Origin of the sequence: Oceanimonas sp. GK1 (assembly GCF_000243075.1) — a bacterium.
Taxonomy (GTDB): Bacteria; Pseudomonadota; Gammaproteobacteria; order Enterobacterales; family Aeromonadaceae; genus Oceanimonas.
On sequence record NC_016745.1, the window covers coordinates 1,426,681 to 1,440,331 of the forward strand.

The following is a 13,651-nucleotide window of genomic DNA, read 5'->3' on the forward strand; positions in this document are numbered from 1 at the left end:
ATGTTTTTATGATGCCAGTAGTGGCTCTGGTGGGTCGTCCCAACGTGGGCAAATCCACTCTGTTTAACCGCCTGACCCGCACTCGTGACGCCCTGGTGGCGGACTTTCCCGGCCTGACCCGGGATCGCAAATACGGCCAGGCCCGCTTTAACGAGCTGGAATATATCGTGGTCGATACCGGCGGTATCGACGGCAGCGAGGAGGGCATCGAGCTGAAGATGGCATCCCAGTCGCTGGCGGCCATCGATGAAGCCGACGTGGTGCTGTTTATGGTGGATGCCCGTGCCGGCCTCACCTCCGCCGACCAGGCCATTGCGGCTCATCTGCGCCGCTGTCAGAAGAAAACCCTGCTGGTGGCCAACAAGACCGACGGTATCGATGCCGACTCGGCGGTGAGCGAATTCTACCAGCTGGGCCTGGGGGACATTTATCAGATTGCCGCCGCCCACGGCCGCGGCGTGCTGTCTCTGCTGGAAACCGCGCTTGCCCCTCAGCTGGCGCTGTTGACCGGCGAGACCGACGACAGTGCCGAGGCATCGGAGGAGGAAGACGAGCACGAGTTTGACGACGCCATGCTGGAAGACGCCATGGCGATGATCGACGAGCTGGCCGAGGAAGAGGCGGTACCTTTTGAAGACGCCCCCATCAAGCTGGCCATTGTCGGCCGTCCCAATGTGGGCAAGTCGACCCTGACTAACCGCATTCTCGGCGAAGAGCGGGTAGTGGTGTACGACATGCCCGGCACCACCCGGGACTCGGTCTACATTCCCATGGAGCGAGACGAGCAGGAGTACATTCTGATCGACACCGCCGGGGTGCGGCGCCGGGGCCGGGTGCACGAGACGGTGGAAAAGTTTTCGGTGATCAAGACCCTCAAGGCCATCGAGGATGCCAACGTGGTGCTGCTGGTACTGGACGCCCGGGAAGGCATTTCCGATCAGGATCTCAGCCTGCTGGGCTTTGTGCTCAATGCCGGCCGCAGCATCGTGTTGGCGGTCAACAAGTGGGACGGCCTCAGCCAGGAGGTGCGCGACGACATCAAGCGCGAGCTGGACCGGCGCCTAGGCTTTATCGACTTTGCCCGCCTGCATTTCATTTCGGCCCTGCACGGCAGTGGCGTGGGTAACCTGTTTGAGTCGGTGAAGGAGGCTTATGTCTCCGCCACCAAGCGGGTGAGTACCTCCATGTTGACCCGCATCATGCAGATGGCTCAGGACGATCACCAGCCGCCGCTGGTGCGCGGGCGCCGGGTCAAGCTCAAGTACGCCCATGCCGGCGGTTACAACCCGCCACGCATTATCGTGCACGGCAACCAGGTGAAGGATCTGCCCGATTCCTACAAGCGTTATCTGATCAACTATTTCCGCCGCTCGTTGCAGGTGGTGGGCACCCCCATTCGGGTCGAGTTCCAGGAAGGGGACAACCCCTACGCCGGTCTGAAGAACAAGCTGACCGCGAGCCAGCTGCGCAAGCGCAAGCGCCTGATGAAGCACCTCAAGAAAAAGTAAATCTCCCCAAACGCCGGCTTAGCCGGCGTTTTTTTTCGTCATTTGAGCCTCATGATTTTGCGCGGAATCTGACCCCCGCCTAGGCTTGGTGATGTATGCCCACACATTGATTCCATGGAGGACGTGTATGTACAAGTCTCTGCTGGTTGCGGTAGATGGCTCCAAGCATGGCCGTAAGGCGCTGGAGCTGGCCTGCCATCTGGCCAAGGTCGACAATGCCGAACTGCATATTCTGCATGTGCCCGAGGTGCTGCCCCATGAGGCCACGCTGATCTGGGGCATTGGCGCTGTCGCCATTGGTGACGAACTGAAGGAAATGGAGGCCCTGGGTCATCGCATTATTTCCGGCGCCGAGGCCGAGGCGCACAAACTGGGGGTGGAGCGCATCCATACCCATGTGATGAAAGGCGAGCCGGCCCGGACCATTTTAAAGCAGACCGAGGCGCTGGGGGTGGATGTGGTGGTGCTGGGATCGCGGGGGCTGGGAGATCTGGCCGGACTGGTAATGGGCAGCGTTTCCCACAAGGTCACCAACCACGCCAAGTGCGGCGTGATCACCATTCGTTGATGGGCAAGGGCTCCCTCACCCCGGTGAGGGATTACTCGAAGTTCGCCTGGGTCAGAAAATAGGTGGCGTTGCGGCGCAATATTTTGCGGCGTAGATCCTGCATCATCAGTTTGCGACGGGAGCCACAAGCGGGTTTGCGGTTTTTGAGCAGGGTGCGTTTTCTTTTCAGCATAAGGTTCTCTCATCTTCACCGGCCGCGTTCTGCGGCCTTTTCGCCTTGATATCAGCTAGTGATAGCGGCGTAAAGTGACAGTGGTATTAATATGTTGGATCTGTCGGCCGAGTCTCAAGCTGGGCGGTGGCCAGGCCACTGTCGGTGGTGGGCTTGTAGAGCCACTGCAGGCTCTGATAATACTGGCGAATGTTATTGACGAACTTTTGCGCCTCGCGACCCCGGGCATAGCCGTAGCGGGTGTGGCGGTACCATTTGGGCTGATGCAGCAGCGGCAGGTTTTCCTTTACCGCCGCCCAGGCATCGGGATCCTGCCCCCGCGACCGGGTCAGGCGGCGGGCATCCAGCAGGTGGCCCAGGCCCAGGTTGTAGGCGGCCAGGGCAAACCAGACCCGTTCTCCCTCGGGAATGCTCTCGGGCAGCCGTTCGATCAATGACGCCAGGTAGCCGGCGCCACCGCGAATGCTCTGCTCCGGATCCAGCCGGTCATCCACGCCCATCTGGCGGGCGGTGTCTTCGGTCAGCATCATCATGCCGCGCACCCCGGTGTAGGACTGGGCATCCGGTTCCCAGTGGGATTCCTGGTAGCTCACCGCCGCCACCAGCCGCCAGTCCAGCGTGCCCGCATGGCGCTCAAACAGCGGGCGGTACTGAGGCAGCAGATCCTCGGCCCGGCGCAAAAAGGTGCGGGTGTCGACGTAATCGAAGTCCTGAATGTGGCCAAAGTACTTTTCGTTGAGCCGGGCCAGGGCGCCGCTGTGCCGCTGCTCGGCAAAATAGGCCAGCATGGCCGCCAGCAGGCTGTCGTCGTCACGCCGGTCCATCACCCAGCTCACCGGCTGGGAGCTGGGCAGGCTGAAGGCGGCGTCCACATTGGGGTAGTAGCGTTGGGTGCGGGCCAGCAGGGTATCTTCCACCAGGGTGTAATCGGTGCGGCCTTCGGCCACCTGGCGCAGCAGGTCTTCCGCGTCCGTATCCCGGCGGGGCTCCCAGTTGAGGTCGGGCAGTTTGTGGGCCATGCGCTGCAGCCATTCCGCCTGACTGGAGCCCGCCAGTACCCGCAGCTCACCGTCGAGCTGTTGCAGATCCCGAGGCCGAGGCTCGCCCTTGCGGTACACCAGGGTCTGGGCCACCTCGTACAGGCTGGGGCCGAAGCGGTAGTGCTTCCGGCGCACCGGGGTGTCGGTGAGGCCGGCGGCCAGCATGTCGACCTGGCCGGCGTCGAGCAGGGCGAACAGCTCGTCCAGGCTGTAGGCGGGCACCATGGTGAGCTCCACATCAAGGTAATCGGCAAAGCCCTGGGCCAGCTCGTAATCCAGCCCTTCCTGGCGGTCGTTGCGCAGAAAGTAGTAAAGCGGATGGTAAAGGGTGCCGACCCGGAGTGAGCCTCGGGCCTGAATGTGCTGCTGCTGGCTGGTGACGACGGTATGGTTGTCGCAGCCGCTCAGGGCAAGCAGTCCCAGCAACAGGGCCGTCGGGGCGAGCTGGCGCATGGTAGGCAAGGGCAACTCCTTCTATGAAAACGTCGGCATTTTATAGCAAAAGCCGGCGCGTTAGTCAGGTTATTGCCGATATTTACGGCGTCAATGCCAGCCAGGTCTGCGGCAAATCGCCGTCGACAGGGCAGGGGTGTAAACCTATAATACCGCCAGTTCAAGAACCCCCCATACACTCACGCTTTGAGAATTAGCCACTATGGAAATACTGAGAGGCTCACCGGCCTTATCCGGTTTCAGAACCCAGGCGATCATCCGTCGTGCCCAGGAGCAGGCGCTGCCACTGTCCGCCATTGAAACCGAGTATGTGCACTTTGTCGCCCTGACCGCCGAACTCGACGAGGCGGGCCGGCAAACCCTGGTCCAGCTGCTCGACAGTCCCGCCGACGGCATCACGCCCGCCGCCGGCAGCCGCCTGGTGTTGGTGACGCCCCGTCCCGGAACCCTTTCTCCCTGGTCCTCCAAGGCCACCGATATCGCCCGCAACTGCGGCCTGTCCCAGGTCAAGCGCATTGAGCGCGGCGTCGTCTATTACCTGAGCTTTGAGCGTGAGCCCACCGAGGCCGAGCTGGCGGCGGTCAGCCACCTGCTGCACGACCGCATGACCGAGGTGACCTTTGCCAGCCTGGCCGAGGCCGAGTGCCTGTTTGCCGAGGCCGAGCCGGCACCGCTGACCTCCGTCGACATCCTTGCCGGCGGCCGCGCCGCCCTGGCCGAGGCCAACCTGCGCATGGGCCTGGCCCTGGCGGATGATGAAATCGACTACCTGTTCGACGGCTTCAGCAAGCTGGGTCGCAACCCCAACGACATCGAGCTCTACATGTTTGCCCAGGCCAACTCCGAGCACTGTCGTCACAAGATTTTCAACGCCGACTGGATCATCGACGGCGTCGAGCAGCCCAAGTCGCTGTTCAAAATGATCAAGAACACCTTTGAGCAGGTGCCCGAGCACGTGCTCTCCGCCTATAAAGACAACGCCGCCGTCATGGCCGGCTCGCCGGCGGGCCGCTTTTTCCCCAGCCCCGAGTCGGGCGAGTACCGCTACCACCAGGAAGACATTCACATCCTGATGAAGGTGGAAACCCACAACCACCCCACCGCCATCTCCCCCTACCCGGGCGCCGCCACCGGCTCCGGCGGCGAAATTCGTGACGAAGGCGCCACCGGCCGCGGCTCCAAGCCCAAGGCGGGTCTGGTGGGCTTCAGCGTGTCCAACCTGAAGATTCCCGGCTACCACCGTCCCTGGGAGCAGGACTTCGGCAAGCCCGAGCGCATCGTCAGCGCCCTCGACATCATGATCGACGGCCCCCTGGGCGGTGCGGCCTTTAACAATGAGTTCGGCCGTCCGGCCCTGCTCGGTTACTTTCGTACTTACGAGGAGCAGGTCTCCAGCTTTAACGGCGAGGAAGTGCGCGGCTACCACAAGCCCATCATGATCGCCGGCGGCCTTGGCAACATTCGCGCCGAGCACGTGGAAAAGGGCGAGATCCCGGTGGGTGCCAAGCTGGTGGTGCTGGGCGGTCCGGCCATGAACATCGGCCTGGGCGGCGGCGCGGCTTCGTCCATGGCCTCCGGCCAGTCCAGTGAAGATCTGGACTTTGCCTCTGTGCAGCGGGACAACCCCGAGATGGAGCGTCGCTGCCAGGAAGTGATTGACCGCTGCTGGGCCCTGGGCGACGACAACCCCATCGTGTTTATTCACGACGTGGGCGCCGGCGGCCTGTCCAACGCCATGCCCGAGCTGGTCAACGACGGCGATCGCGGCGGCCGCTTCAACCTGCGGGATATTCCCAACGACGAGCCGGGCATGAGCCCGCTGCAGATCTGGTGTAACGAATCCCAGGAGCGCTACGTGCTGGCGGTGGCCGAAGACCGGCTGGCCGAGTTTGAAGCCTTCTGCCGCCGGGAGCGGGCGCCCTATGCGGTGATCGGCGAAGCCACCGCCGAGCGCCACCTCAGCCTGCACGACGAGCATTTCGACAACCAGCCCATCGACATGCCGCTGGAGGTGCTGCTGGGCAAGCCGCCCAAAATGCAGCGCGACGTGGAAAGCCGGCAGCATCAGAGCCCGGCGCTGGATCTGCACGGCATCAACCTGAAGGACGCCGCCGAGCGGGTACTGACCCTGCCCACCGTGGCCGACAAGGGCTTTCTGATCACTATTGGCGATCGCACCGTCACCGGCCTGGTGGCCCGGGATCAGATGGTGGGCCCCTGGCAGGTGCCGGTGGCCGACTGTGCGGTGACCGCCGCCGCCTACGACACCTACGCCGGTGAAGCCATGTCCATGGGCGAGCGCGCCCCGGTGGCGCTGCTCGACTTCGCCGCCTCCGCCCGGCTGGCGGTGGCCGAGGCCATCACCAACATTGCCGCCACCGAAATTGGCGAGCTCAACCGCATCAAGCTGTCCGCCAACTGGATGTCTGCCGCCGGTCACCCGGGGGAAGACGCCGGTCTGTACGAGGCGGTCAAGGCCGTGGGTGAAGAGCTGTGCCCGGTGCTGGGGCTGACCATTCCGGTGGGCAAGGACTCGATGTCGATGAAGACCCGCTGGCAGCAGGATGGCGACGACAAGAGCGTCACCGCGCCGCTGTCACTGGTGATCTCCGCCTTTGGCCGGGTGACCGATGTGCGCAGCACCGTCACCCCCTGGCTGCGCACCGATCAGGGTGAGACCGATCTCATTCTGGTGGATCTGGGCAACGGCAAGAATCGCCTGGGCGCCTCGGCCCTGGCCCAGGTTTACCGTCAGCTGGGTGACAAGCCCGCGGATCTGGACGATGCCGAGCAGCTCAAGGGCTTTTTCAATGCCATGCAGGCGCTGGTGGCCGAGAAGAAGCTGCTGGCCTACCACGACCGGGGCGACGGCGGTCTGTTCGTGACCCTGGCGGAAATGGCCTTTGCCGGTAACACCGGCCTCAATGTCGAACTCGATCTGCTGGGGGCCGACCATCTGGCGGCACTGTTCAACGAAGAGCTGGGTGCCGTGCTGCAAGTGCGCCGGGAAGACAAGGAAGCGGTGCTCACCTGCCTGGCCGGCCACGGTCTGGCCGCCTGCACCCATGTGATTGGCGAGCCCAACCACGACGACACCCTGCGTCTGCTGGCCGACGGCGAAGAAATTTACGCCGAGTCCCGCACCACGCTGCGCCGGTTGTGGTCCGAGACCAGCTACCGCCTGCAGGCCCTGCGCGACAACCCCGAGTGCGCCCAGGCCGAGTTCGAGGCCAAGCTCGACGCCACCCCGGGTCTGTCGGCGTCGCTGACCTTTGATCCGAAGGAAGACATCGCCGCGCCCTTTATCGCCAAGGGTGTGCACCCGAGAATGGCCATTCTGCGCGAGCAGGGAGTGAACTCCCACATGGAAATGGCCGCCGCCTTTGACCGGGCCGGGTTCAGTGCGGTGGACGTGCACATGAGCGATTTGCAAAGCGGTCGCCTGCGTCTGGACGAATTCGCCGGCCTGGTGGCCTGTGGCGGCTTCTCCTACGGTGACGTGCTCGGCGCCGGCGGCGGCTGGGCCAAGAGCATTCTGTTCAACGAAGCCCTGCGCGCCCAGTTCGAGGCCTTCTTTCAGCGCGACGACAGCTTCGCCCTCGGCGTGTGCAACGGCTGTCAGATGCTGTCCCAATTGCGGGATCTGATCCCCGGTGCGGCCCACTGGCCGGACTTTGTGCGCAATACCTCCGAGCGTTTCGAAGCCCGCTTCAGCCTGGTGGAAGTGCAGGAGTCGCCCAGCCTGTTCCTGTCCGGCATGGCCGGCTCTCGCCTGCCCATCGCCGTGTCCCACGGTGAAGGCCGGGTACAGCCCAAGCGTGCCGACATCGCCGCGCTGGAAGCCAGCGGCACCGTGGCGCTGCGCTTTGTGGACCACCATGGCCAGGCGACCGAGCGTTATCCGTTCAACCCCAATGGCTCCGCCAACGGCATTACCGGCCTGACCAGCGAAGACGGCCGGGTCACCATCATGATGCCGCACCCGGAGCGAGTGTTCCGCACCGTGGCCAACTCCTGGCACCCGGACAACTGGGGCGAGGACGGCGGCTGGATGCGCATGTTCCGCAATGCCCGCAAGCACATCGGCTAAATTGCTTATTGCTTCTCAAAATAAAAAGCCCGCGAAAAGCGGGCTTTTTATTTGCCGTTTGAGTCTATATGATGGTCGCGCTCAAAAATAAAACATCGACCTGCTTTGCCATCAAAGCGAGGTTATCTAATCAAACAAGAGCACGACGATGGATCAAAACAACTGGTTACCAGGGCTGGCAGCGCCGGCGCCGGAAAGCGCTTCGGCGTACCGGCGGGCGCCGCCGGCCGACGCGTTGATGCTGGCCCGGCAAGTCATGCAGTACACGCGGGAAGGCATAGTGATCATGGACCCCCGGGGCCGGGTGCTGGAAGTGAATCCGGCCTTTTGCCAGCACTGCGAGCTGGATGCCGCGGCGCTCGAAGGACGCCATATTACCCACGTGAGCAAGGGGCTGCACAATGGCCGCTATTACCGTCGTATCTGGCAGCGGCTGCAATTTCAGGAGCAGTGGGAAGGGGAAGTGGAGCATGTTACCCGCCGCGGTGAGGTGGCCACCCACTGGCTGATGCTGCGGCTGATACGTGACGAGGCGGGCCGGATCACCCACATCGTCGGCATTCTCGACGACATCAGCCGGCTGCGCCAGTCGGAAGAGCGGCTCAGTTACCTGGCCCATCACGACAGCCTGACCGGCACCGCCAACCGGGAGTTTCTGCTGAGCTGGTTTGCCCGTATTCGTTTTGACCTGCAACCAAACGAGCAACTGGCGCTGTTGTTTATCGATCTGGACCGCTTCAAGCCCATCAACGACGGTTTTGGCCATGGCGTGGGAGACCGGGTGCTCAGGGCCCTGGCCGGGCGTCTGCAGCAAATGGTGGACGCCAACGAGATGGTGGCGCGTATCGGTGGCGACGAATTTGTGATGGTATGGCGCGACATCGACAGTGAACAAGCCCTGTTTGACCGGGCCGGCCGGTTGCTCGAGCGGCTGGAGGCGCCGGTGCGGGTGGAGCATCATGAACTCAGCGTGGGCGCCAGCGTCGGCATCAGCCTGTATCCTCGCCACGGGCTGGAAATAGAAACCCTGCTGCGTTACGCCGACACCGCCATGTACGAGGCCAAATCCCGCAGCCGGTCGCACATTGCGCTGTTTGACAGCAACACCTTTGCGCAACTGGAGCAGCGCAGCCGGCTGGCGCGGGATTTCCACCAGGCCCTGGCGCAGCAGCAGCTGTTTCTGGCATACCAGCCACGGCTGGAGATGGAAAGCGGCGCCCTGCCGGCGGTGGAGGCTCTGTTGCGCTGGCGCCACCCCACGCTCGGGCTGGTGTCGCCCGATGCCTTTTTGCCCGCCGCCCGGGATGCGGGCCTGCTGGGGCGGCTGGCGGAGTGGGTGTTTGCCACCGCGGCGCAGCAGCACCGGCACTGGCGGCAGCAGGGCTGGCGCGGCCGCATCAGCCTGAACATGAGCGGGCTGGAACCGGAGCTGGAGCAGCAACGCACTTTACGGCTGCTCGATATTCTGCGGGAGCAGGGCGCCAATCCGGCGGATTTCGAGCTGGAGCTGCGCAGCGACGTCATCATGCGCCGCAGCGAATCCCTGCTGCGGGTCCTGGCCGGCTTTCGCGAAGCCGGCATGGCGGTGTATCTCGACAACCTGGGCCATGGCCGGTTTCGTTTCGATCTGCTGAAAAAACTGCCGGTGGACGGCATCAAGCTGGATCGGACCCTGCTGAGGGAGCCGTTCGATATTTTTGACCAGTCGGTGGTTCAGTCGCTGCTGTTGCTGGCCCGGACCCTGGGGCTCAATACCGTGGCCTGCGGCGTGGAAAACGCCGGTCAACTGGCGTTTTTGCGCGAACACGGCTGCCGCCAGGTGCAGGGCGCCTGGCTGTCCGGGCCATTGGCACCGGAGCGGGTGCCGAGCTTTACTCCAGCCCTTCCAGGGTCAGCTGCCCCGGGCTGATCGACAGGCTCAGGGTGCCGTTTTTCAGCCGCTGTTGCAGAGGATCCTGCTCGTTCAGCCGGTAGACCGGATAGCGCGACAGGTAATCGGCCAGGCTCTGCAACAGCAGCGGCAGCATAAAACCGGCCTGGGGGCCGGCATCGCTGTTGTTGAGGTGGTAGCCAAGCAGCTCGAACTCGTCCAGATAGAGGGCACCCTCGCCGCTGTCAAAGCGGGGGCGGGCGCTGAAATCGCCGCTGATGTCCCAGTCATGTCGTACGCCGCCCTGCTCCAGGGTGACCAAGCCCCGCCCGAATACCCTGGCCTTGTCGGCTTCCTGCCGGCCCAGGGCCACCTGCACGTCCTCAATGCGCACACCGGCCTTGAGCCAGTCCCCCAGGCTGACCGGAAAGTCGCGGCCCAGCTGGGTGGCCAGCTGACGGTTGAGCTGCTGCTCGGTGAGGGTCAGGGTCTGTGCCGAGAGGGCCGTACTCACTCCAAAAAGAATCAAAAACAATATACTTTTCATGGTCCTGTGCTCATGATGCCAAGAGATGTCTGCTACAGTCTGCCCCGTTCATTCCAAAAGGAGCAAGGCGTTTTTGAACGATTACATCTATACCGTTGCCGGCTGGCTGCTGTTTGCGGCCCACACCAGCCTGGTGGTGGGTGTCACCTTTCGCGTGATCATGAAACGCCGGCCGGTGGGCGTGTCCCTGGCCTGGCTGGCGCTGATCTTTGCCATTCCGATTCTGGGGGTGGCCACCTACATTTTGTTTGGTGAGGTGCGTCTGGGTCGCAAGCGGGCCGAGCGGGCCCGGGCCATGTACCGGCCTCATGCCGACTGGATCAATGTGCTGGTCACCCGCTTTCCCGGCCAGCAGTTTGAGATCAACGATCAGGTCCGGCCCATTTACGAGCTGGTCAAGGCCCGCTTCAACATGCCCATGCTGAGCGGCAACGGCATGACCCTGCTGCAGCAGCCCGTGAATATTCTGAGTGCGATCAGAATGGACATCGAGCGGGCGCGCAGCTCCTGTTTCCTGGAGTTTTATATCTGGCATGCCGGCGGCATGGCCGACGAGGTGGCCCTGGCGTTGATGGCGGCGGCCCGGCGCGGAGTGGACTGCCGGCTGCTGCTGGACTCGGTGGGCAGCGCCGACTTCTTTCGCAGCCGCTGGCCGGCACGAATGAAAGAAGCCGGGGTCAAGGTGGTGGAAGTGCTGCCGGTGGGGGCCTTTCGCGTGCTGTTCGAGCGTCAGGATCTGCGCATGCACCGCAAGCTGGTGGTGATCGACGACGACGTCGCCTACACCGGCTCCATGAATCTGGTGGATCCCGCCTGCTTCAAGCAGGACGCCGGCGTGGGCCAGTGGGTGGACATCATGCTGCGCATTCGCGGCCCCATCGTGCCCATTATCTGGTCGCTGTTTGTGTGGGACTGGGAAATGGAAACCGGCGAGCGGCTGCTGGAGCAGCTGGAGTACCACCCCATCAGTTGCCTGGACAACCAGCTCAGGCTGCAATTGTTGCCGTCGGGCCCCTTTATGGGGGGCGACGCCATCAGCCAGAGCCTGCTCTGCGCCGTGTACCAGGCTCGGCGCCGACTGGTGCTGATCACCCCTTATTTTGTGCCCGACGATCCTCTGGTGGCGGCCCTGTGCTCCGCCGCCGACCGGGGCGTGGAGGTGCAGTTGCTGCTGCCGGCGAAAAACGACTCGCGCATGGTTAACCACGCCTGCAACGCCTTCTTTGACGAGCTGCTGCACGCCGGGGTGGAAATTCATCTTTATTCCGCCGGCCTGCTGCACACCAAGTGCGTGCTGGTGGATCACCAGTTTGGTCTGGTGGGCACGGTGAACCTGGACAGACGCAGTTTCTGGCTGAATTTCGAGATGACCCTGCTGGTGGATGACGGCCAGGTCATGGGGGAGCTGCTGCAGCTGGCGGATGGCTACCTGGCGGATGCCCGGCCGCTGTCGTGGCTGGAATGGCGCCAGCGGCCGCTGCGCAAGCGGCTGCTGGAAAACCTGTTTTATCTGCTCAGCCCGCTGCTTTAAGAGCTGGGATTGGGGAATAGGGACTGGGGATTAGTAAGTCCCTAATCCCTGATCCCCAGTCACGGGGTTATTGCTGGTAATGCTTGAGGAAGCGGGCGATGCGCTCGATGGCGTCGGTGATGTCGTCAACCCTTGGCAGGGTGACCAGACGGAAATGATCCGGTTTGGGCCAGTTGAAGCCGGTGCCCTGCACGATCAGCATTTTTTCCTGCAGCAGCAGGTCATACACCATTTTTTGATCGTCTTTGATGTTGTACACCTTGGGATCCAGCTTCGGAAACATGTAGATGGCACCCTTGGGCTTGACGCAGCTCACGCCGGGAATCTCGTTCAGCAGCTCCCAGGCCCGATCGCGCTGGCGGCGCAGCCGGCCGCCGGGCAATACCAGCTCGTTGATGCTCTGGTAACCGCCCAGGGCCGCCTGAATGCAGTGCTGCATGGGCACGTTGGCGCACAGCCGCATGGAGGAGAGCATTTCCAGTCCTTCAATATATCCCCGGGCCTGGTGCTTGGGGCCGCTCAGCATCATCCAGCCCTGGCGAAAGCCGGCGGCGCGATAGCTTTTTGACAGGCCGTTGAAGGTGGCCACCAGCACGTCGTCGCACAGGGTGCACACCGAGTGGTGGGCCACGTCGTCGTACAGAATTTTGTCGTAGATTTCGTCGGCAAAAATAATCAGCTTGTTCTGGCGGGCGATTTCGATCACTTCCAGCAGAAACTCGCTGCCATAGACGGCGCCGGTGGGATTGTTGGGGTTGATCAGCACTATGCCCTTGGTGCGCGGGCTTATCTTGGCGCGAATGTCGTCCAGATCCGGGTACCAGTCGGCCTGCTCGTCGCACATGTAGTGCACCGCCTTGCCGCCGGACAGGGTGACGGCGGCGGTCCACAGCGGGTAGTCGGGGGCCGGCACCAGGATCTCGTCGCCGTTGTTGAGCAGGGCCTGCATGGCCATCACAATCAACTCGGAGACGCCGTTGCCGATGTAGATGTCGTCCAGATCCGTGGTGCGCAGTCCCTTTTGCTGGTAGTACTGCATCACCGCCTTGCGCGCCGAGAACAGGCCCTTGGAGTCGCAATAGCCCTGGCTGGTGGGCAGGTTGAGGATGGCATCTTTCAGCAGCTCTTCCGGGGCATCAAAGCCGAACGGGGCCGGATTGCCGATGTTGAGCTTGAGAATGCGGTGGCCTTCGTCTTCAAGACGGCGGGCTTCCTTGTGAACGGGTCCGCGAATGTCGTAACAGACGTTGTCCAGCTTGTGGGATTTCTCTACGGAATGCATGGGTGTTTAGGGCCTCGGAATCATACGGCTGCCCGGCGGGAGCGACGCCCGGCGAAAGCCGGTCCGGCCCCGGTTTAATGAAAGTCCGGTCCGCTGGCGGGCAGTACCATTAAGGTAATGGTGTCCATGATGGAGCTTTGGTCGCCGAATGAAAAGAGGGAAAAGGGGGACTTGAGCGAAAAAAATTCTGAAAACGGTGATTTTTCAGCAGAGTTGGCGTGAAAGCAAGCAACCGGGGGCGACGCTGCCGCCCCCGGCCAGGCTTACTGATACAGGCCCAGATGTTCTTTGGCATGGGCTTCGAAGTCGGTGAAGCCGCCGATGTGCTGCTGGTCAAGGAAAATCTGCGGTACGGTTTCCACCGGTTTGCCGACGGTCTTTTCCAGATCGGCCTTGGAGATGCCCTCGGCGTGAATATCCACGTAGCGGTACTTGAAATCATCCCGCTCGTTGGAGAGTTGCTCCGCCAGATCCTTGGCGCGAACGCAGAAGGGGCAACCGGGACGACCAAAAATCACTGCAAACATGCTGTTCTCCTTTTCTGTTGACGGACGGCAGTATAGGCCAGGCCGGTCCTGCCGCGAAAATCG

At 62.8% G+C, this 13,651-nt stretch carries 10 protein-coding genes; 5 read left to right on the forward strand and 5 right to left on the reverse strand.

From position 1 onward, the window contains the following. Positions 1–8: 8 nt before the first annotated feature. Positions 9–1,508, forward strand: a complete 1,500-nt coding sequence (gene der / locus GU3_RS06885; RefSeq protein ID WP_014291803.1) for a ribosome biogenesis GTPase Der — start codon at positions 9–11, stop codon at positions 1,506–1,508. A gap of 127 nt (positions 1,509–1,635) precedes the next feature. Continuing rightward, entirely contained in the window at positions 1,636–2,076 is a 441-nt protein-coding gene (locus GU3_RS06890; RefSeq protein WP_014291804.1) for a universal stress protein, read from the forward strand. Between the two features lie 31 nt (positions 2,077–2,107). Here the strand turns inward: GU3_RS06890 and GU3_RS17215 are convergent, their stop codons facing one another. Together GU3_RS17215 and mltF are read right to left on the reverse strand one after the other, a co-directional pair. After that, a complete protein-coding gene (locus GU3_RS17215; RefSeq protein WP_158308462.1) occupies positions 2,108–2,248 on the reverse strand; it encodes a hypothetical protein in 141 nt (46 codons plus the stop codon). An 86-nt stretch (positions 2,249–2,334) separates the two neighbouring features. Continuing rightward, positions 2,335–3,741: a membrane-bound lytic murein transglycosylase MltF gene (mltF, locus tag GU3_RS06895; protein ID WP_014291805.1), complete on the reverse strand. Its 1,407-nt coding sequence runs from the start codon at positions 3,739–3,741 to the stop codon at positions 2,335–2,337. Positions 3,742–3,943: 202 nt separating this feature from the next. On the opposite strand from mltF, the gene purL reads away from it, so the two are divergent. Together purL and GU3_RS06905 are read left to right on the forward strand one after the other, a co-directional pair. Beyond that, on the forward strand, positions 3,944–7,831 hold the full coding sequence (gene purL / locus GU3_RS06900; RefSeq protein WP_014291806.1) for a phosphoribosylformylglycinamidine synthase: 3,888 nt from the start codon (positions 3,944–3,946) through the stop codon (positions 7,829–7,831). A 148-nt stretch (positions 7,832–7,979) separates the two neighbouring features. Further along, positions 7,980–9,740, forward strand: a complete 1,761-nt coding sequence (locus GU3_RS06905) for a bifunctional diguanylate cyclase/phosphodiesterase (RefSeq protein WP_014291807.1) — start codon at positions 7,980–7,982, stop codon at positions 9,738–9,740. Here GU3_RS06905 and GU3_RS06910 read toward each other — a convergent pair. Continuing rightward, positions 9,703–10,215, reverse strand: coding sequence for a DUF1439 domain-containing protein (locus GU3_RS06910; protein WP_237711171.1), 513 nt, complete (start codon positions 10,213–10,215; stop codon positions 9,703–9,705). The two genes, GU3_RS06905 and GU3_RS06910, sit on opposite strands and share 38 nt — an antisense overlap. 106 nt (positions 10,216–10,321) lie before the next feature. On the opposite strand from GU3_RS06910, the gene cls reads away from it, so the two are divergent. Next, on the forward strand, positions 10,322–11,779 hold the full coding sequence (gene cls, locus GU3_RS06915) for a cardiolipin synthase (protein ID WP_014291809.1): 1,458 nt from the start codon (positions 10,322–10,324) through the stop codon (positions 11,777–11,779). A 67-nt stretch (positions 11,780–11,846) separates the two neighbouring features. On the opposite strand, the gene GU3_RS06920 is transcribed toward cls, so the two are convergent. Further along, positions 11,847–13,061: a pyridoxal phosphate-dependent aminotransferase gene (locus GU3_RS06920; protein WP_014291810.1), complete on the reverse strand. Its 1,215-nt coding sequence runs from the start codon at positions 13,059–13,061 to the stop codon at positions 11,847–11,849. A 263-nt stretch (positions 13,062–13,324) separates the two neighbouring features. Beyond that, complete coding sequence (locus GU3_RS06925) at positions 13,325–13,588, reverse strand: GrxA family glutaredoxin (protein ID WP_014291811.1); 264 nt, start codon at positions 13,586–13,588, stop codon at positions 13,325–13,327. Between the last annotated feature and the right edge of the window lie 63 nt (positions 13,589–13,651).